This window comes from Pseudomonas sp. Leaf129 (genome assembly GCF_001423465.1).
Taxonomy (GTDB): Bacteria; Pseudomonadota; Gammaproteobacteria; order Pseudomonadales; family Pseudomonadaceae; genus Aquipseudomonas; species Aquipseudomonas coleopterorum.
The window spans coordinates 784,301-803,309 of sequence record NZ_LMOC01000001.1; the positions used below are offsets into that span (position 1 = coordinate 784,301).

General features: G+C 64.4%; 18 protein-coding genes. 15 read left to right on the forward strand and 3 right to left on the reverse strand.

What is annotated here, in order from left to right; all coding sequences use genetic code 11:
* Positions 1–81: 81 nt before the first annotated feature.
* Complete coding sequence (locus tag ASF66_RS03470) at positions 82–2,436, forward strand: FdhF/YdeP family oxidoreductase (RefSeq protein ID WP_056842740.1); 2,355 nt, start codon at positions 82–84, stop codon at positions 2,434–2,436.
* 131 nt (positions 2,437–2,567) lie between these two features.
* On the opposite strand, the gene ASF66_RS03475 is transcribed toward ASF66_RS03470, so the two are convergent.
* Positions 2,568–3,464, reverse strand: a complete 897-nt coding sequence (locus ASF66_RS03475; RefSeq protein WP_049859555.1) for a LysR substrate-binding domain-containing protein — start codon at positions 3,462–3,464, stop codon at positions 2,568–2,570.
* 222 nt (positions 3,465–3,686) lie between these two features.
* Here ASF66_RS03475 and ASF66_RS03480 point away from each other — a divergent pair, with 222 nt between their 5' ends.
* The 14 genes from ASF66_RS03480 (at position 3,687) to ASF66_RS03545 (ending at position 16,787) form a co-directional block, all read left to right on the forward strand.
* Positions 3,687–4,739 (forward strand): ABC transporter substrate-binding protein, encoded by a 1,053-nt coding sequence (locus ASF66_RS03480; protein WP_056842741.1) that lies wholly within the window; start codon positions 3,687–3,689, stop codon positions 4,737–4,739.
* A gap of 70 nt (positions 4,740–4,809) precedes the next feature.
* Positions 4,810–5,883, forward strand: a complete 1,074-nt coding sequence (locus tag ASF66_RS03485; protein ID WP_056842742.1) for an ABC transporter ATP-binding protein — start codon at positions 4,810–4,812, stop codon at positions 5,881–5,883.
* On the forward strand, positions 5,870–6,742 hold the full coding sequence (locus ASF66_RS03490) for an ABC transporter permease (RefSeq protein WP_056842743.1): 873 nt from the start codon (positions 5,870–5,872) through the stop codon (positions 6,740–6,742). Before ASF66_RS03485 ends, ASF66_RS03490 begins: the two co-directional genes overlap by 14 nt.
* Positions 6,743–6,748: 6 nt before the next feature.
* Positions 6,749–7,546, forward strand: a complete 798-nt coding sequence (locus tag ASF66_RS03495) for an ABC transporter permease (protein ID WP_056842744.1) — start codon at positions 6,749–6,751, stop codon at positions 7,544–7,546.
* Positions 7,543–8,682, forward strand: a complete 1,140-nt coding sequence (locus ASF66_RS03500) for an NAD(P)/FAD-dependent oxidoreductase (RefSeq protein WP_056842745.1) — start codon at positions 7,543–7,545, stop codon at positions 8,680–8,682. The genes ASF66_RS03495 and ASF66_RS03500 overlap by 4 nt, the downstream gene beginning before the upstream one ends.
* A complete protein-coding gene (locus ASF66_RS03505; protein WP_056842746.1) occupies positions 8,672–9,040 on the forward strand; it encodes a (2Fe-2S)-binding protein in 369 nt (122 codons plus the stop codon). Before ASF66_RS03500 ends, ASF66_RS03505 begins: the two co-directional genes overlap by 11 nt.
* Positions 9,037–10,413: an FAD/NAD(P)-dependent oxidoreductase gene (locus tag ASF66_RS03510; RefSeq protein WP_056842747.1), complete on the forward strand. Its 1,377-nt coding sequence runs from the start codon at positions 9,037–9,039 to the stop codon at positions 10,411–10,413. The genes ASF66_RS03505 and ASF66_RS03510 overlap by 4 nt, the downstream gene beginning before the upstream one ends.
* Positions 10,406–11,575, forward strand: coding sequence for an NAD(P)/FAD-dependent oxidoreductase (locus ASF66_RS03515; RefSeq protein WP_056842748.1), 1,170 nt, complete (start codon positions 10,406–10,408; stop codon positions 11,573–11,575). Before ASF66_RS03510 ends, ASF66_RS03515 begins: the two co-directional genes overlap by 8 nt.
* 11 nt (positions 11,576–11,586) lie before the next feature.
* Complete coding sequence (locus ASF66_RS03520; protein WP_049859546.1) at positions 11,587–11,940, forward strand: RidA family protein; 354 nt, start codon at positions 11,587–11,589, stop codon at positions 11,938–11,940.
* A gap of 299 nt (positions 11,941–12,239) precedes the next feature.
* Positions 12,240–13,202: a LacI family DNA-binding transcriptional regulator gene (locus tag ASF66_RS03525; protein WP_056842749.1), complete on the forward strand. Its 963-nt coding sequence runs from the start codon at positions 12,240–12,242 to the stop codon at positions 13,200–13,202.
* 65 nt (positions 13,203–13,267) lie between these two features.
* Complete coding sequence (locus tag ASF66_RS03530; RefSeq protein ID WP_056842750.1) at positions 13,268–14,050, forward strand: sugar phosphate isomerase/epimerase family protein; 783 nt, start codon at positions 13,268–13,270, stop codon at positions 14,048–14,050.
* Complete coding sequence (locus ASF66_RS03535) at positions 14,043–14,984, forward strand: sugar kinase (RefSeq protein ID WP_056842751.1); 942 nt, start codon at positions 14,043–14,045, stop codon at positions 14,982–14,984. Before ASF66_RS03530 ends, ASF66_RS03535 begins: the two co-directional genes overlap by 8 nt.
* 81 nt (positions 14,985–15,065) lie before the next feature.
* The gene (locus tag ASF66_RS03540) at positions 15,066–16,370 is read left to right on the forward strand and encodes an MFS transporter (protein WP_056842752.1); all 1,305 of its coding nucleotides are present in this window, start codon (positions 15,066–15,068) and stop codon (positions 16,368–16,370) included.
* 141 nt (positions 16,371–16,511) lie between these two features.
* Positions 16,512–16,787 carry a DUF1652 domain-containing protein gene (locus ASF66_RS03545; RefSeq protein ID WP_049859541.1) on the forward strand — a complete coding sequence of 92 codons (276 nt, stop codon included), beginning with the start codon at positions 16,512–16,514 and terminating at the stop codon, positions 16,785–16,787.
* Here the strand turns inward: ASF66_RS03545 and ASF66_RS03550 are convergent.
* Entirely contained in the window at positions 16,774–17,838 is a 1,065-nt protein-coding gene (locus ASF66_RS03550) for a hypothetical protein (RefSeq protein ID WP_236707043.1), read from the reverse strand. The genes ASF66_RS03545 and ASF66_RS03550 overlap by 14 nt on opposite strands.
* The gene (locus tag ASF66_RS03555) at positions 17,831–18,901 is read right to left on the reverse strand and encodes a glycosyltransferase family 4 protein (protein ID WP_236707044.1); all 1,071 of its coding nucleotides are present in this window, start codon (positions 18,899–18,901) and stop codon (positions 17,831–17,833) included. Before ASF66_RS03555 ends, ASF66_RS03550 begins: the two co-directional genes overlap by 8 nt.
* Positions 18,902–19,009 lie beyond the last annotated feature (108 nt).

A 19,009-nucleotide genomic window follows, 5' to 3' on the forward strand; every position in this document is an offset into this window, starting at 1 on the left:
CGCTTCGAACCTTTGCCAATCCTGCACCGTCGTAAATGCAGGCCCCTCGTCACGGGGCTTCCATAGCCAAGGACCACGACCATGCAGATCATTCATCCCAAAGCCCGCTACCAACCCTATAGCTCGTCCTCTGGAGGCTGGGGATCGGCGTTTTCGGTGATGAACATCCTCTGGCGTCAACAGGCGCTGGGCAAGGGTCCCTTGGCATTGCTCAAGCAGAACAAGCCCGACGGCTTCGCCTGTGTCAGTTGCGCCTGGGCCAAGCCGGGCAATCCCCACGCCCTGGAATTCTGCGAGAACGGCGCGAAGGCGACCGCCTGGGAGCTGACTGCATTGCGCACCGGTCCCGAACTGTTTGCCAAGCACAGCCTGACCGAGCTGCGGACCTGGAGCGATTACGAACTCGAACGCCACGGCCGTCTGACCCACCCGATGCGCTATGACGCAACCAGCGACCGCTACGTGACCACCACCTGGGAAGAGGCGTACCGCGGGATCGGTGAGCAACTGCGTGGGCTGGAACCCGACAGCGTGATCTTCTACGCCTCGGGGCGTGCCTCGCTGGAAACCTCGTTCATGTACCAGCTGCTGGCGCGCGCCTACGGCACCAACAACCTGCCCGACAGTTCGAACATGTGCCACGAAAGCACCTCGGTCGGCTTGCAAGAAAGCATCGGCGTGCCGGTCGGCACGGTGTCCCTGAATGATTTCGAGCGCACCGACTGTATCTTTTTCTTCGGTCAGAACGTGGGCAGTAACAGCCCGCGCATGCTTCACCCGTTGCAGGAAGCACGCAAGCGTCAGGTGCCGATCATCAGTTTCAACCCGCTGCGCGAGCGTGGCCTGGAGCGTTTCGTCAATCCGCAATCGCCCGTGGAAATGCTCGGTCCCGATTCCACGGTGATCAGCACGCAATATCACCAAGTGGCAATCGGCGGCGACACCGCGGCGGTGATGGGCATTGCCAAGGCGCTGCTGGCCATGGATCGGGCGGCACAGGCCGAGGGTCGGCCAGCGGTGATCGATCACGCTTTCATCGCCGAACATACCGAAGGCGTGGACGCGTTCCTGGCTCAGGTAGACCAGCATGAGTGGATCACCCTGGAGGAACGCAGCGGCCTCAAACGCGCGGCATTGGAAGCCGCCGCCACCGTCTATGCCCGCAGCGAGCGGGTGATGATCATCTACGGCATGGGCCTGACCCAGCACCGGCATGGCGTGCAGAACGTGCAGATGCTGGTCAACCTGCTGCTGTTGCGCGGCAACATCGGCAAGCCCGGCGCTGGCATCTGCCCTGTGCGCGGGCATTCCAATGTGCAGGGCCAACGGACCGTAGGCATCACCGAGGACCCGGCGAAAGTCCCCGCAGACAAGATCGAATCGCTGTTCGGCATCCAGGTGCCGAAGAAGAAAGGCATGGCCACGGTGGACGCCTGCGAGGGCATCGTCGCTGGGACGGTGAAGGGCTTCATCGGCCTGGGCGGCAACTTCCTGCGCGCCGTACCCGACACCGATCGCATCGAGCCGGCGTGGGCCGACCTTACGCTGAACGTGCAGATCGCCACCAAACTCAACCGCACCCACCTGTTCCCGGGCCAGCATGGCTGGCTGCTGCCTTGCCTGGGTCGGATCGAAAGCGACGTGCAGGACGGTCGCCGTCAGGTCTACACCACCGAGGACAGCACCGGTTGCATCCGCGCCTGGGAAGGTCGTGCGGAACCGGCCAGCGAGCACTTGCGCGCGGAGCTGGCGATCATCGCCGGCCTGGCTCAGGCGACCCTCAGTGGTCGCGAGCAGATTCCGTGGGAGCTGTGGCGTCAGGACTATGCCCGCGTGCGCGAGGCCATCGCTCAGACCTACCCGGAGATTTTCCATGACATGGAGAAACGAATGTGGGAACCAGGTGGCTTCCACCGCCCCTTGGGTGCCTGCGAGCGCAAGTGGACCACGCCCTCGGGCAAGGCTCAGTTCGTCACGGCCAAGACCCTGGACGAAGACGATGACATCTCGCAGAACAGTGATCAGCGCGATGTATTGCAGCTGATGACCCTGCGCAGCAACGATCAATTCAACACCACGGTGTATGGCTACGAAGACCGCTTCCGCGGGGTCAAGGGCACGCGCAGCGTGATCTTCCTGAATCGCAATGACGTCGTTCGGTTGGGCTTCCATCCCGGTGACTGGGTCTCCATCCGCACCGCCATCGAGCCTGGAGTGCGGCGCGAGGTGGGGCCGATGCAGATCATCGCTTACGACATTCCGATCAATTGTGCGGGCGCCTACTACCCCGAATGCAACGCGTTGATTCCCTTGTGGCATTACGCGAGCAAGAGCAAGGTACCGGCCGCCAAATCGATCCCGGTTACCTTGCACAAGGCCCAGGCCCGGGCCGAAGACATGGCCCACGCCGTTCCGTTGTCCGACCAGGTGATGTAACGCCCCTTCTTCCTGTAGCAGCGGCGCAAGCCGCGTCGGCGTCACATGCGGTGTGTCTGAAAAAACGCAGGGCCCGGACGCGGCTCGCGCCGCTGCTACAGGGGGTCGGTCCATGCCGATGCGGCGGCGCGTTAGAAGGATTTCGTCAATTGGCGAAAATACGCCTTCAAGGTGTCGATGAAATCCTCGGCCAGCAGGGTACGGTTCTCCGTGTGCGGCCATATTACGTAGGTGGGCAGAAGAATGTCCGGGCGAAATGGCCGAACCACGATCTCCCTGTGCAGGTAATCCCTGGCCACCAACGGGTGTACCAAGGTGATGCCCATGCCATGGGCGACCATTTCGCAGTTGATTGCGCCGTACTGAGCTTCCACCGCCATCACTCGCTCGACGCCGGCCTGCTCGAACAACCTGTCGACCAAGGCCCGAGTGCCATCACCGTGGCACAACGACACGAACGGCTGCTGGTGCAGATCGCCGAAGGTGATGCTCTCGCGCTGGGCCAGTGGATGGGCCGCTGGTAATACGCAGACCGCGGGAACCTCGGCCAACAACTCGACCTGATGGTTCACCACATCGCCCGGATGCACCACGATGCCGATCTCGCAGAATTGCGATTTCACCCATTGCTCGACGGTCTGCGACGAGTTGACGTGCAGCGACACCGTCAATTCCGGACGGGTCGAGGTGAAGGTCTTGAGTACCTCCGGAATCACGCTCATGCCCATGGAAGGCACCGCCGCGACGCGCAGCCGTCCAGTGCCCAGGTTGCGAATGTTCTTGGCCGAGTGCTTGAGGCTGTCGAGCCCGACGAACGCCCGCTCCACCTCCTGAAAGAACGCCCTTCCCTCCTGGGTAGGGATCAGTCGCACCCCGGCACGCTTGAACAGGGTCAGTCCGGTACTCAACTCCAATTGCGCGATCAGTCGGCTGACATTGGGTTGCGAGGTGTACAGCACATCGGCTGCCGCTGTCATCGAGCCCATGCGCATCACGCTGCGAAACGCTTCGATCTGCCTCAGGTTCACTGACGCCTCCATATCAAATATGCATGACTAGGCCAGATATCCGTATTTGACCATATACCGCCGCCCTCGCAATACTCAAGCCCAGCAGCACCTAGCGCACACCAAGATGCGTTACCCCGGCGAGGCTTACGGCCGGGAGCATGCACAGCGCATGCGTGGCCCCGGTTCGCCGGAGCGACCGACGCATTGTTCGATCTGCCCCCTGCACTTCGGAGATAGTCTGTGAATAGCCAACAACCGTCCTTTCGCGTCACCGTCCTGCGCGTCGCCCTCGCTGTCGCGGCGCTGACCAGCACCGGCGCCCACGCCGCCCCTACCCTCTATGTCGCCGGTGTCGGCGGCTCGACCGAACAGATGTACAAGAGCAAGATCATTCCGGCGTTCGAAAAGCTGCACGACGTCAAGGTGGTCTACGTGGCCGGAAACTCCACGGAAACCCTGGCCAAGTTGCAAGCGCAGAAAGGCCGCCAGCAGATCAACGTCGCCATGATGGACGACGGCCCCATGTACCAGGCGCTGCAGCAGGGCCTGTGTGGCGAACTCAGCGAGGCGCCCGTGTACCAGGAGCTATACCCGCTGGCCCGCCTCAGTTCGCAAGCCACCGGCATCGGCATGGTCGCCACCGGGATCGGCTACAACGAGGAAGCCTTCAAGAAGCGCGGCTGGGAGGCACCCGATTCCTGGGAAGACCTCGCTGACCCTCGCTACAAGCAATTGCTCGGCATGCCGCCGGTGACCAATACCTACGGCCTGCACACCCTGGTGGAAATGGCCCGCCTGCGCGGTGGCGGCGAGAACAACATCGACCCCGGGTTCAAGGCCCTCAAGGACGAGATCGGCCCAAACGTTCTGGCTTGGGTGTCGGCACCCGGGGAAATGGACGGCATGATGCAGAACGGCGACGTGGTCATGGCCGTCTATGGCAGCGGCCGCGCCGTGGCCCTGCAGGGCACCGGCTTCCCACTCAAGTTCATCTATCCCAAGGAAGGCGGCGTGGCCTTGCTGCTCGCCGCCTGCGGCGTGACACCCAATGCCGAGCCGGCGTTGTCGCAGGCCTTCATCCAGTACGTGCTGTCGCCCGAGGTTCAGGCCATTCAGGCCCGCGAGAACGGTTTCGCGCCGGTCAACAAGACCGTTCAGTTGAGCCCCGAACTTGCCGCGCGCATGCCCTACGGTCCGGACAAGGTCAGCGCCTTGATCAAGGTCGATTGGGAGACGATCAACCAGCAGCGCAGCGAATGGACCACGCGCTGGAACCGTACCGTCGAACGCTGATACACCCGCGCCGTTCGATTTCTCCCGATCCTCTCTTGGAGCCGCAGGCGCACGCCTGCGTGGCAACGCCATGGCATTTTTGACACTGGAAGGCCTCGTCAAGAACTACGGTACGTTCAAGGCCATCGACGGTTTGAGCCTGGAAGTGCAGCACGGCGAGTTCGTCGCCCTGCTCGGCCCTTCCGGGTGTGGCAAGACCACGACCCTGCAATCGATCGCTGGATTCGTGCAGCCCACTCAAGGCCGCATTGTCCTCGACGGCCGCGACATCACCCACGTCCGCCCGGAAGATCGCGGCCTGGGCATCGTTTTCCAGAGCTACGCGCTGTTCCCGCACATGACGGTGGCGCAGAACATCAGCTTCGGCCTGGAAATGCGTGGCATGGCCAGGGCCGAGCGCGCCAGGCGCGTGGCCGAGGCACTGGAACTGGTGCGGCTCGGCGGGCTGGGTGAGCGCTACCCCAAGGCCCTGTCCGGTGGCCAGCGTCAGCGGGTGGCGATTGCCCGTGCTCTGGCGATCCGCCCCAACCTGCTGTTGCTCGACGAACCGATGTCCAACCTGGATGCCAAGCTGCGCGAAGAAATGCACATCGAGCTGCGGGCGATCCAGCGCGAGCTGGGTATCACCACCATTCTGGTGACCCATGATCAGGTCGAGGCGATGACCATGAGCGACCGCATCGCTGTCATGCAGCGCGGCCGCATCGTGCAGATCGATACGCCCTTCGAGGCCTATGAACGACCTCATTCGCCGTTCGCGTCGGCCTTCCTCGGCAAGACCAACGCCTTCGCCGGTGCCGTGCAGCTGCGCAACGAGCGCTGCTGCCACGTGCAGGTGCGCGACACCTTGCTGCATGTGCCCCACGAGGACCGCTCCCTGAGTCAGGACGTCAACGTGTACATCCGCCCCGAGAAAATCCGCCTGACCGAACCTGGCCTGGGCCGCATCAACGGTCGGATCGCCCTGCGGGTGTTCCTCGGCAACCTGTGGTTGATTGCCGTGGACAGTCATTTCGGATTAGTCCACATGACCCAGCCGAACCTGGGCCACGTGCCGCCGGCCGAAGGCAGCGAAGTCGGCCTGGACTGGTCGGACGATGACCTGCGGCTGCTCGATCGGGAGGCTGCCCATGGCCAGGTATGACGCCGAACACGTTGGCGCAGCGCCCTGGCTGCTCAGCGGCCCTGCCCTGCTGGTGTTCATCGCCCTGTTGCTGGCGCCGTTGCTGCTGACCGCACTGCTTTCGTTGAACCTGTTCAGCGACACCGAGGGCGTGCTTCCGGTGTACAGCCTGGCCAACTACATCGAGGTGTTCAAGGACGACTATTTCCTCGAGATTTTCCTGCGCACCGGGGCCATGGCCTTGGCGGTCACACTGCTGTGCGTCGTGCTTGGCGTCCCGGAAACCATCATCATCGCGCGCATGGCGCCGCGCTGGCGTTCGACCTTCCTGCTGGTGGTGCTGGGTCCGTTGCTGATTTCAGTGGTGGTACGGACCTTGGGCTGGGCGATTCTGCTGGGCAACAACGGTTTGATCAACGATGCCTTGCAGGCCCTGGGCATCACCGACCAACCGGTGAAGATCCTGTTCACCCAGGTGGGCGTGATCATCGCCCTGACCCACGTGCTGGTGCCGTTCATGGTGATCGCGGTATGGGCCACCTTGCAGCGTCTGGACCTGCAAGTCGAATGGGCCGGTCTGTCCCTGGGCGCATCGCGCCTGACCGTGTTCCGGCGCATCATCGTGCCGCAGATCATGCCGGGCATTCTCTCCGGCTCGATCATTGTCTTCGCCCTGGCCGCCTCGGCCTTCGCCACCCCGGCGATCATCGGCGGACGGCGCCTCAAAGTCGTCGCCACCGCCGCCTACGACGAGTTCCTCGGCACCCTCAACTGGCCCCTGGGCGCGGCGATCGCCGTGCTGCTGCTGGTGGCCAATCTGATCATCATCCTGGGTTGCAGCAAGCTGGCCGAGCGCCGCTTCAAGCAAGTCTTCGAGTAGGCCGCCATGCACAAGAACGGTTTTTTCTCGCTGCTGTTCCATATCCTGTTCATCGCCTTCATCGTCGCCCCGTTGCTGGTCGTGATGGCCATGGCGTTCACCGACAAGGGGTACCTGTCCCTGCCCACCGATGGCCTGTCGCTGCGCTGGTTCAGAGCCTTGCTGGACAACCAGGAAATGCTCGACGCGTTCGTGCTGTCGATCAAGCTGGGTCTGGCCTCGGCCACCATCGCCACGTTGCTGGCCATCCCGGCAGCCTTGGCCATCAGCCGCTACGACTTTCCCGGCCGGGGCACGCTCACGGGCTTTCTGCTGTCGCCCCTGATGATTCCCTCGGTGGTGTTGGGGATCGCCTTCCTGCGCTTCTTCTCCCTCGCCCAGATCGGCGGTTCGTTCTGGGCGCTGTGCCTGACCCACGTCATCGTCGTGCTGCCCTATGCCCTGCGCCTGACTCTGGCGTCCACCATCGGCCTGGAGAAAGACATCGAGCAGGCCGCGCTGTCGCTGGGGGCCAAACGCTGGACTGCATTTCGCCGAGTCATTTTGCCGCGCATCCGCACCGGTGTGGTGGGCGGCTGGATGCTGGCGTTCATCCAGAGCTTCGATGAACTGACCATGACCGTCTTCGTCGCCACCCCCGGCACCACCACCTTGCCGGTAGCGATGTACAACCAGATTTCCCAAACCATCGATCCCTTGATCACGGCGGTATCGACCGTGCTCATCGTCGGCACGTTGATCCTGATGCTGGTGCTCGATCGCCTGGTGGGTCTGGACCGCGTGCTCATAGGAGAAGGCAAATGAAGCGCTCGACGGCAGCGATCAATGCCGACGTCATCGTCGTCGGTGGCGGGCTGGTAGGCACCGCCGTGGCCTACGGCCTGGCGCGCGAAGGGGCCGACACAGTGGTGCTCGATCAGGGTGACGATGCGTTTCGTGCCTCGCGCGGCAATTTCGGCCTGGTCTGGGTACAGGGCAAGGGCTACAACCTGCCCGACTATGCGCGCTGGACCCGGTCTTCAGCGCAGCGCTGGGCCGGCCTGCGCGATGCACTGCTGGCCGACAGCGGCGTGGACGTCAGCCTCAAGCAGCCAGGCGGTTTTCACATGTGTTTCAGCGATGAAGACTTGCTGGAGCGCGAGGCCCGGCTGCGGCAGTTGCAGGTCGCAGTTGGTGACTATCCCTTCGAGATGCTCGACGCCACCGAGCTCAAGGCGCGCCTGCCGCTGATCGGCAAGGCCGTGGTCGGCGCCAGCTACACGCCCCAGGACGGCCACGTGAACCCGCTGAAACTTCTGCGCGCCCTACATGCTTCGGCGCAGCGCCATGGCGCGCGTTTCGTCAGTGGCCAGCACATCGGGCGCATCGAAGGCAGCGCCGGCGACTTCCGCGTCTGGGCGGGCGAACAGGCCTATTGTGCGCCCCGCGTAGTCTTGGCCGCCGGGCTGGGCAACCCAGGGCTCGCCGCGCAGGTCGGGCTGCATGCGCCAGTTGCGCCCAACCGTGGGCAGGTCCTGGTCAGCGAGCGGGTCCAGCCGTTTCTCGACTACCCCACCATCAATGTTCGCCAGACCGACGAAGGCACGGTGCAACTGGGCGATTCCATGGAGGAAGTCGGCTTCGACGACAGCACTTCCACCGGCGTGCTCTCGGCGATTGCCCAGCGCGGCGTGGCGACCTTTCCGCTGCTGCGCGATGTGCGCCTGATCCGCGCCTGGGGAGCATTGCGGGTGATGAGCCCGGACGGTTTCCCGATCTATCAGCAGTCGACAACTCATCCCGGCGCTTACGTGATCACCTGCCACAGCGGCGTGACCCTGGCCGCCGCCCATGCCCTGCGCATCGCGCCGTGGGTGATGGGCGGTGCGCAACCCGACGAATTGGCCGTGTTCAACGGCGACCGCTTCCTCAGCGACAAGGTGCTTGCCCATGCCCACTGAAGCCCCCCGCCGCGCCCCGCTGTTCCAGGCGCTGGCCAGCGAAACCCGCAGTAGCCGCCGCGTGACTTTGAGCTTCAATGGCGAGCCCCTCAGTGTCCCGGCCGGCATCAGTGTCGCTGCGGCCCTCTTGCTGTCCGGCATCGAGCGCTTTCGCGCCACGCCGGTGAGCGAATCGCCGCGCGCGCCCTACTGCATGATGGGCGTGTGTTTCGAGTGTCTGGTCACCATCGATGGTGTGCCCAACCGGCAGAGCTGCCTGATCGATGTGGCCGAGGGCATGCAGGTGCGCTCCCAAGAGGGCGCTCGCGATCTGCCCTTCGACATGCCAGTGGTCCCCGGTCTGGAGGTGCAGCCATGACAGTGGAATCGGTCGACGTCGTCGTCGTGGGTGCGGGCCCGGCGGGCATGGCCGGAGCCAGCGAACTGGCCGGACTGGGCCTGAGCGTGGTGCTGCTGGACGAGCAAGGCAGCCCTGGCGGGCAGATCTACCGCGGCATCACGCTGGCCCCGCTGAGCCGCCGCGACCTGCTAGGACCGGACTACACCCATGGCAACGTGCTGGCCAAGGCGCTGGCGGACACGTCGGTGCGGTACGTCAAGGAAGCCGCGGTATGGCAGGTGAGTCGCGATCATCAGGTGAGTTATCTGCACGGCGGGCGCATGCACACCCTGCAAGCCCGGGCGGTGCTGTTGGCCACCGGCGCCATGGAGCGGCCCTTCCCCATCCCCGGCTGGACATTGCCAGGCGTGATGACTGCGGGCGCTGCACAGATCCTGCTCAAGAGCGCGGGCGCCGCGCCAACCGAACCGGTGGTGCTGGCCGGCTGCGGGCCGTTGCTGTACCTGCTGGGCTGGCAGTACCTGCGCGCAGGCGTGCCGATCAAGGCGTTGGTCGACACCACCCACCGCGACGACTATTGGCGCGCGCGGCGGCACCTGGTCTCGGCACTGCGCGCGTGGCCCTACCTGCGCAAGGGTCTGCAACTGATGCGCAGCCTGCGCCAGGCGCGCATCCCCCATTTCACAGGTGCCACGGCCCTTGCGGTCGAAGGCAATGATTCAGCCCAGGCGCTGAGTTTCAGCGTTCAGGGCAAGACCGAGCGCATCGCTACCCGGTGCGTCCTGCTGCATCAAGGTGTGGTGCCCAACATTCAGTTCAGCCAGTCGTTGCGGGCCACCCATGCCTGGGATCCGCAACAGTTGTGCTTCAGCCCGCTGCAGGACAGTTGGGGTGAACTGGACGTGCCGGGGGTCTTCGTCGCCGGTGATGGCGGCGGCATCGGCGGGGCCCAGGCGGCGGCCCTCCAGGGTCGGCTGGCAGCCTTGGGCATTGCAGCGCGACTGGGCACCCTCGGGGCGCCGCAACGCGACCGGAGCGGGGCGGGTCTGCGCCAGGAATTGAACGACAACCTGCGCATCAGGCCGTTTCTCGACGTGCTTTACCGCCCCCGCGACGAGCATCGCATCCCGGCGGACGAGGTCATCGTCTGCCGCTGCGAGGAAGTCACTGCCGGCCAACTGCGCGAATTCGTCGCCCTGGGCTGCGCCGGGCCGAACCAGGCCAAGTCGTTCGGACGTTGCGGCATGGGGCCGTGCCAGGGACGGCTGTGTGGCCTGACGGTGACCGAAGTGATCGCCGATGCCCGCGCGGTACCGGCCGGCGAGGTGGGCTACTACCGGATTCGGCCGCCGATCAAGCCCATCACGTTGGGAGAGCTGGCCGGTGACTGAGTCTCTGCGCAAAGGCGCTGACGTGCTGGTCATAGGCGGTGGTGTTCACGGCCTGAGCACCGCCCTGCACCTGGCTCGCGCCGGCGTTCGGGTGACCGTACTTGAGGCCGAATACTGCGGGCGGCATGCCTCCGGGGTCAACGCCGGTGGCGTGCGCACCCTGGGTCGCCACGTGGAGGAAATTCCCTTGGCACTGGCTTCGCGAACGCTTTGGCACGGCCTGCAGGACGTGCTCGGCGAAGACGGCGGCTTCGTCGCCAGCGGCCAGCTGAAACTCGCCGAGAACGAAGCGGAGTTGCAGGAGTGCCAACGGCGCGTGGAGCAGTTACGGGCCTTGGGTTTTACCCATGAGGTGTTGATCGATCGGCAACAGGTACTGGAGCTGGTACCTACGGTGGCGCCCCATGTGGTGGGCGGTATCTGGGTCAGCGGCGACGGCTACGCGGTGCCCTACCGCACTGTTACCGCCTTCCGTTTGGCAGCGCAAAGGCTGGGTGTGCAGATCTTGGAGCAGACGCCGGCGCAGCGCATCGAGCGTTCCGCCAACCACTGGCGCGTGGACACGCCTACGGGTGGATATCAATCCGAGCATCTGGTGGTCACGGCTGGTGCCTGGGCCGGGCAACTGGCGGCGCAGGTCGGCGAGCCGGTGCCGGTGCACCCCGAGGGCCTGATGCTCATGGTCACCCACCGCGTGGCACCGTTCTGCGCACCTGTGCTGGGAGCCACGGGCCGAGCGCTGTCGTTCAAACAGTTCGCCAATGGCACGGTGGTGATCGGCGGCAAGCTGGTGGGGTCGGTGGAATTTGCCGCCCGTCATGGCGAGGTGCAGATGGACCGCCTGAGCACCAGCGCACGCACCGTAACCGACCTGTTTCCGCACTTGCGTCATCTGGGTGTCAACCGCGTCTGGGCCGGCGTGGAGGCGTTCACCACCGATGATATTCCGGTGATCGGCGCCAGCGGCAAGGCCGACCGGTTGAGCTATTCCTTCGGCTTCTGCGGCAGTGGTTTCCAGATGGGCCCCGGTACCGGCCATCGCCTGGCCCAGCAGATTCTTGGCGAGCACTCGCCGATCAGCCTCGAACCCTTTTCCATCGGACGCTTCGCCCGGCAGGCGATGACGCTCGAACAACCTGCAACAGCCCTTATCCACTCGTGAGGAAATACACCATGCTGGACATCAAACGCATCGAGACCAATCAGCGCATGAGCCGTGTCGTGCAGTGCAACGGCTTCACCTTTTTGGGCGGTCAGACCGCCACCGACCGCAGCCTGGACATCAAGGGGCAAACCGCGCAGGTGCTGGCCAAGATCGATAGCTTTCTGGAACAGGCAGGTCTGGACAAGACGCGTATCGTCACCGCGCAGGTGTGGCTGTCGGATATTCAGGCCAATTTCGCCGGCATGAACGAGGTGTGGGACGCCTGGGCCCCCGAGGGCCACGCCCCAGCCCGCGCCACTGTGGAATCGCGCCTGGCCGCCCCGGACCTGCTGGTAGAAATCACCGTGGTCGCAGCCGGCTGAACCGCGCTGCCTGATTCGCGGGCAGAGGGCTCGCCGCCCGCCCCGCTCCCACATGAGTATGCAGATCCCCTGTGGGAGCGGGCTCTGCCCGCGAAGGGTGCGCTGCGGTCCCAGACTTGAAACGCACACCCCGCACGGCCTCATCGCCTATGCAAATATCCCTCGTCCACAGTTGACGACCTCGTCGATTTGGTGTTTCCTGAAACCGGTTTCAAACTATCGATCGCCTGCCCATAACATCCATAAAAGGACCCAGGCCCGTGACACGTCTCTCCCTCACTGCGCGCCCTCGCGTGACCATGCTCGACGTTGCCGAGCGCGCCGGTGTGTCCAAAGCCAGCGTCTCGCGCTTCATCGGCGAAGACCGTGGCCTGCTGTCCGATGCCATCGCCGGGCGCATCGCTCACGCCATCGATGAGCTGGGCTACCGTCCCAACCAGATGGCCCGCGGCCTCAAGCGTGGACGCACGCGTCTGATCGGCATGCTCATGGCCGACATCCGCAATCCCTACTCGGTGGCGGTGATGCACGGTGTGCAAACCGCCTGCCGCCGCCACGGCTACAGCCTGGTGGTGTGCAACACCGATCGCGATCCGGAACAGGAACATCAGCAGCTGCAGGCGCTGCGAGCCTACAACATCGAAGGCTTGATCGTGAACACCCTGGGCCACCATCAGGAGGAGTTGCGCGAACTGCAACAGGAACTGCCGATGGTGCTGGTCGACCGCAAGGTCGCGCACCTGCCCAGCGATCTGGTAGGTCTGGACAACCAGCTGGCCGTCGACATGGCCCTGGACCACCTCCTTGAGCGCGGTTATCGCCACATCGCGCTGGTCAGCGAACCAGCGGACGGCACCAGTTCACGGGTCGAGCGCATCGATGCGTTCAAGCGGCGCGCCGGTGGTCCGGTTTTCTTCACCGAGGCCGACCTCGGCGAGCGCCTGCGGGACTTTCTCGCCGACGCCCATTCTGGACCCAAAGCGCTGTTCTGCGCCAACGGTGTCGCGGCCCTGGCCTGCACCTTGGCGCTGCGCGCGCTGGACTCATACCGCTGCGAAGACGTCGGGCTGATCGCCCTCGACGACCTCGACTGGTACCCCCTGGTCGGTGATGGCATCACCGCCCTCGCCCAACCCACTCACGCCATCGGCGTGCAAGCCCTGGAGTGTCTGCTGGAGCGACTGGACGGCTCGCAGGCCCCGGCCCAGACGTTTCATTTCACCCCAGAGCTGATCATCCGAGGTTCGACACCGCCGCGCTGAGCCGATTCGGCTGCGTACTGCTTACGTATACCTAAAATTGAAACCGGTTTCAGAGGACAATAACAATGCATCTCTATCCCGTCTCCATCAGCCTTTCCAGCTTCGGCGCGGACTATGTCCGTGCGCAGAGTCAGGCCAGTCTGGCGCCGTTGGTTGCCCAGAGCGGCGCCAGCCACCTGGAACTGCGCGAAGAATTGTTCGACCACTTCGATGCACCTGCCCTGCGCAGCGCAATCGCCGACCAGGGGCTGACCTGCGTCTATTCCTCGCCGCTCGAGCTGTGGCAGCCCGGCCAGGCCGCACCCAATCCACAGCTGCAAGAGGCGCTCGCCCGAGCCGTTGCCTGCGATGCAGTGTGGCTCAAGGTGTCGCTGGGCTTCTATTCAGCCATCAGCGACCTGAATCTGCTGCACCAGCAACTGCGCGGCCAGCCCGTGCGCCTGCTGATCGAAAACGACCAGACCGCCCAAGGCGGGCGCATCGATCCCTTGGTCAAGTTCTTCACCGCGATCGCCGAACAGGGGCTGCCCGTGGGCATGACCTTCGACATCGGCAACTGGCAGTGGCAGCAGCAATCGGTGTCGAGTGCGGCACTGCAACTGGGCCGTTTCGTCGAGTACATCCACTGCAAGGCGGTACAACGCACGGCGACCGGCAAACTGGTCGCCACACCGCCCGAGCTGACCGACCTGCACCAGTGGTCGCGCCTGCTGCGCCACATGGCGCCGGGCCTGGTACGGGCCATAGAATACCCACTGCAGGGCGCCGATCTGCTGGCTGTCAGCCAGGTACAAGTGGCAACCCTGGCAGCGCTCGGCCAGGCCGCCCAGGAGGTGGCCCATGGCTGAGTTCGACGTACTGAGCTTCGGCGAAACCATGGCCATGTTCGTCGCCGAGCAGACCGGCGACCTGGCCGATGTCACCCGCTTTCACAAACGCATCGCCGGGGCCGACAATAACGTCGCCATCGGCCTGTCGCGCCTGGGTTTCAACGTCGCGTGGCTCAGCCGCGTGGGCGATGACTCTCTGGGCCGTTTCATCGTTGCGGCCCTGCAGCGCGAGGGTCTGGATTGCAGCCACGTCGCCGTGGATCCGCAACACCCTACCGGCTTCCAGTTCAAGTCGTTGCAGGACGATGGCCGCGACCCCTGCGTGGAATATTTCCGCCGCGGCTCGGCCGCCAGCCACATGGGCATTGCCGACGTGCCCCCGCGCTTGCTCGATGCCAGGCACCTGCATGCCACTGGCATCCCCCCGGCACTGTCGCCGAGCATGAACGCCTTGACCCGAGGCTTGATGACCGCGATGCGTTCCGCAGGCCGCAGCGTCTCGTTCGACCCCAACCTGCGCCCGTCACTGTGGCCCAGCCAGGCCAAAATGATCGAGCAGATCAACAGCCTCGCTGCCCTTGCCGACTGGGTGCTGCCGGGGCTGGCCGAAGGGCAGCTGCTGACCGGGCAAGAGCGCTGCGAAGACATCGCCCGCTTCTACCTGGACCTGGGCGTGCAAGCCGTGGTGATCAAGCTGGGCGCGGACGGTGCCTTTTATTGCAGCGCCCAGCAGCAAGGCTATGTGGCCGGGCGCCCAGTGAACAAGGTCGTCGACACGGTCGGTGCCGGTGACGGTTTCGCCGTCGGTGTCATCAGTGCCTTGCTCGAAGGCCGCGACTTGCCTCGGGCCGCCGCCCGCGGCAACTGGATCGGCAGCCTGGCGGTGCAGAGCCCCGGCGACATGGAAGGCCTGCCGACCCGCGCCGCGCTGACGGCGGACGAGCACCGATGACCTGAACACACACCACGCCAGACCGTTGATTCAGCACCCTCTACCTGTTGCGACAATTACAAAATGCTCAGGAGTCAGACCATGCAGAGCCAGACCGCGAAACTCGCCAGCCGTCGCTGGTGGTACATCATGCCGATCGTTTTCATCACCTACAGCCTGGCCTATCTGGACCGGGCCAACTATGGTTTCGCCGCCGCCTCGGGCATGGCCGCCGACCTGAACATCACGCCGGGGCTGTCCTCACTGCTCGGTGCCCTGTTCTTCCTGGGTTACTTCTTCTTCCAGGTACCCGGCGCCATCTACGCGCAACGACACAGCGTCAAGCAACTGATCTTCGTCAGCCTGATCCTCTGGGGCAGCCTGGCGACCCTGACCGGCGTGGTGTCCAGCGCCTACTGGCTGATCGTGATCCGTTTCATGCTCGGGGTGGTCGAAGCCGTGGTCATGCCAGCGATGCTGGTCTACCTGTGCCACTGGTTCACCCGTGCGGAACGCTCGCGGGCCAACACCTTCCTGATCCTCGGCAACCCGGTGACGATGCTATGGATGTCGGTGGTGTCCGGCTATCTGATCCAGCATTACAGCTGGCGCTGGATGTTCATCATCGAAGGGCTGCCAGCGGTGATCTGGGCGTTCATCTGGTGGCGCCTGGCCGACGACCGCCCGGCGCAGGCCAAATGGCTCAGCCAACAGGAAAAAGATGACCTGCAAGCCGCCCTGGCCGCCGAACAGGTGGGCCTCAAGCCGGTGAAGAACTATGCCGAAGCCTTCCGCTCGGGCAAGGTGATCACGCTGTCGCTGCAGTTTTTTCTGTGGAGCGTGGGCGTCTACGGCTTCGTGCTGTGGCTGCCCTCGATTCTCAAGCAGGGCGCGCAGATGGACATGATCGAAGCTGGCTGGCTGTCGTCCCTGCCCTACCTGGCAGCGGTGATCGGCATGTTGGTGGTGAGCTGGTTTTCCGACCGCCTGCAGAAACGCAAACGCTTCGTCTGGCCACCACTGCTGCTGGCCGCGCTGGCCTTCTACGGTTCTTACGCGCTGGGCAGCGAACACTTCTGGTGGTCCTATGCGCTGCTGGTGATCGCCGGGGCCTGCATGTATGCGCCCTACGGGCCCTTCTTCGCCATCGTGCCGGAAATCCTCCCGGCCAACGTGGCTGGCGGTGCCATGGCGCTGATCAACAGCATGGGCGCTTTGGGCTCGTTCGCCGGTTCCTACCTGGTCGGCTATCTGAATGCCAGCACGGGCAACCCCGGCGCGTCGTACCTGTTGATGAGCGGCGCCTTGCTGCTTTCGGCCCTGTTGACCCTGCTGCTCAAGCCCAGTGGCTGTGATCTGGAGGTAAAACAATCGACGACGGCAAGCCTGAAACCCTGCAAACACTGACCCAGATCATGAAACTCGATGAAATCATTCTGGAATCGCGGCAAACCACACAGCTGTCATCCAAGGGATGCTACGTTTAATACTTCAAACGCAGCACTCGACAGGCCATCGGTCCGGATGGCCTGTCCCACGGCAGGCGACATGCGACAGGTGGGCGCGATGAACAAGATGACATTCCCCAATGCGTGCCAAGTGATGCGCTGGCACTTTCACCCCATGGGTTTCGAGGGCAGCATGGATGCGCCCAGCAGCATGGTCGCCCGGCTGTTCGATCGCAGCAGCGGCGAAACGCTGCTGACCATCGCCGGTCTGCCCTGCGCGGCCGTCATGAACGCCGCCGACGTCGAGCGCATCATCGAGGCGGTGGAAGCTGAACTCGAGGCCTTCATTCCGCCCCAGGCGCTCAAGGCGGGCTAAGGGCTGCGCCGAAATGACCGCGCACAGTGGCCTGAATGATCCCGGCGGCGTCCTGCGCGGCCTGGTCATTGAGCAGCGCCTGCCAGGCGCTGGGCCCGGGCAGATGCCGGGCTCGCTCCAGCAGGGCCGGCCACTCCTGCACAGGCGGCACGCCGTCCACTCCCAAAGCCACTCCCAACCGCTGCAGTTGCATGGCCTGCAGACGTTGCTCGTCGAACGGACGCTGCTCGGCAATCGCGATCAGGCGCCCACCCAGGTGGGCCACTTCGGCAACGACGTTATCGCCCGCACTGCCCACCACGATCTCGGCACGCAGCAACTCGGGCAATGGATCGGCCAGCTGCCCCAACAGCGTCAGGTTGACGGGTAATGACAGGTCACTGCTGGGGAGCGGCCCGGCCACGCGGAATCGATACTGTGGACAGCAATCAGCAATGGCTACCAGCGAATCCACGGTAAACGCAGTGCCGCCCTGCCCCGTGATCACCAGGACGCTGCCCTGCTCGGCCTCCACGTGTCCGCGGCCCTGCCCACTGTATCGGGACACCCAGCCGCAGTGATCGGTCTTGCTCGACACCCAGTCGGGCATCTGGCTGCACTCCATGGCCGCCGGATAAGGCGCCAACAGACGCGATGCCGAAGCGTAGGCCTGGAAGTGGGCGGTGTCGGTGCGTTCGCCGTGCTGACGCATGTACACGCACGGCACGCCGAACAGACGCGCCAGCATCGCCACTTCGACCGATACGTCCACCACCAGCAGGCATGGCCACGCGTTGCGCATCCAATCGGCCAGAATCCCCATGCGCTCACGCAGCCCGTCCACGGCCAGAGGTGCGTAATGCAGCGCGGGAAAGCTTTCGACGTGCATGCCCGGCGCCGTGTCGCCGGGCAAGAGCAGGCCTTTGACGTTGGCCGGATACGGACCCTCAGGCAAACGCGAACCGATCAACGTAACATCGCAGTTCAGGTGGCGGGCGATGGCCAACGCGCGCATGCCATGGCCCGAACCGTGGTGGTGAACGTAGTAGCCGACCTGCGGACGTTCAGGCACCGGCTTGGGCCACCTGCCGCAGCAGCGCATCGTAGCGATCGAGCATGACCTCGTGGCTCCACTGGGTTTCGGCATGCAGGCGACAAGCCAGGCGCGACTTGCGCCGAGCCAGGCGCAGCGCCTGGGCCAGGCCCTCGACATCGCCGCCCGCAGCCAGCGCACCGGTGGCATCGGTCAGCAGATCGCCCACAGCACCACGGGCAAAGGCGGCCACCGGCGTGCCGCAGGCCAGGGCTTCTGCCACTACCAGACCGAAGGGTTCTTCCCAGCAAGGTGTGACCAGCGCCGCGGAGGCACTGGCCAATTCGATGGCCAGCTCTTCGCGCCCCAGATGGCCAAGGTACTGGCACTGGTCACTCAAGCGCGGCTGGATCTGTTCCTTGAAGTAGCGAGGATCGACCGCCTGACCGGCCAGGCGCAAAGGCACACCCGCCAGCTTCGCGGCGTCCATGGCCAAGTGGGCGCCCTTGTCGGGTACCAGTCTTCCGAACCAGATGGCGTGTTCCAGCGGTGCAGCGCGCGGTGACCAGGTCTGCAGGTCGATACCGTTGGGGATGATGTGGCACTCGGGAATGACGTCCTTCCACTGCCGTGCATTAGCCTCGGAAATGGTCGCGAAATGCCCCGCACGGCGTTCGCCACTGTAGGCATTGATCAGCTCGAAGAACGGTGGTGTGTGCAATACCGTCAGCATCGGCGTGCGAATCATCGATGCCATGGTCGCGGGCACGTAGTGCAGGCTGTTGTTGAAGATGACGTCGAAGCGACGGTCGTCGATGTTCTGCATGGCCTTGAGGTAGGCGTGGTGCTCCTCGATGTACTCGGAACTCAGGCACGCACGGCGACCATCTTTATAGGTGGCGTCGTCCCACACCGGCGCGATATTGAGGGCTGGGTCACTGGATGAGCTGGCGAACAGGGTGACGTCGTGACCACGTTGCATCAGCCCGGACGTCACATCGTGGGTGAACGCTTCCAGACCGCCGGCGAACGGCTGGCGAATGGGATGTTTGATGTGCGTCAGCACACCGATGCGCAACGGGCGAGCGGAAGATGAAGACATCGAGGACGTTCCTGGCACGGATTGCAGCTTTGAGGCTGCGGCACAGGAATGGTTGCATCTAAAGCGCCCCTCGGCCCCTGTAGCAGCGGCGCAAGCCGCGTCCCGGTC

What these genes read in the sequence shown, in the direction of transcription:
- ASF66_RS03555 (WP_236707044.1), bottom strand. Translation starts at nt 18,901, where the DNA reads ATGTCTTCATCTTCCGCTCGCCCGTTGCGCATCGGTGTGCTGACGCAC.
- ASF66_RS03525 (WP_056842749.1), top strand. Translation starts at nt 12,240, where the DNA reads ATGCTCGACGTTGCCGAGCGCGCCGGTGTGTCCAAAGCCAGCGTCTCG.
- ASF66_RS03495 (WP_056842744.1), top strand. Translation starts at nt 6,749, where the DNA reads ATGCACAAGAACGGTTTTTTCTCGCTGCTGTTCCATATCCTGTTCATC.
- ASF66_RS03500 (WP_056842745.1), top strand. Translation starts at nt 7,543, where the DNA reads ATGAAGCGCTCGACGGCAGCGATCAATGCCGACGTCATCGTCGTCGGT.
- ASF66_RS03510 (WP_056842747.1), top strand. Translation starts at nt 9,037, where the DNA reads ATGACAGTGGAATCGGTCGACGTCGTCGTCGTGGGTGCGGGCCCGGCG.
- ASF66_RS03505 (WP_056842746.1), top strand. Translation starts at nt 8,672, where the DNA reads ATGCCCACTGAAGCCCCCCGCCGCGCCCCGCTGTTCCAGGCGCTGGCC.
- ASF66_RS03470 (WP_056842740.1), top strand. Translation starts at nt 82, where the DNA reads ATGCAGATCATTCATCCCAAAGCCCGCTACCAACCCTATAGCTCGTCC.
- ASF66_RS03490 (WP_056842743.1), top strand. Translation starts at nt 5,870, where the DNA reads ATGGCCAGGTATGACGCCGAACACGTTGGCGCAGCGCCCTGGCTGCTC.
- ASF66_RS03535 (WP_056842751.1), top strand. Translation starts at nt 14,043, where the DNA reads ATGGCTGAGTTCGACGTACTGAGCTTCGGCGAAACCATGGCCATGTTC.
- ASF66_RS03530 (WP_056842750.1), top strand. Translation starts at nt 13,268, where the DNA reads ATGCATCTCTATCCCGTCTCCATCAGCCTTTCCAGCTTCGGCGCGGAC.
- ASF66_RS03520 (WP_049859546.1), top strand. Translation starts at nt 11,587, where the DNA reads ATGCTGGACATCAAACGCATCGAGACCAATCAGCGCATGAGCCGTGTC.
- ASF66_RS03545 (WP_049859541.1), top strand. Translation starts at nt 16,512, where the DNA reads ATGCGACAGGTGGGCGCGATGAACAAGATGACATTCCCCAATGCGTGC.
- ASF66_RS03540 (WP_056842752.1), top strand. Translation starts at nt 15,066, where the DNA reads ATGCAGAGCCAGACCGCGAAACTCGCCAGCCGTCGCTGGTGGTACATC.
- ASF66_RS03485 (WP_056842742.1), top strand. Translation starts at nt 4,810, where the DNA reads ATGGCATTTTTGACACTGGAAGGCCTCGTCAAGAACTACGGTACGTTC.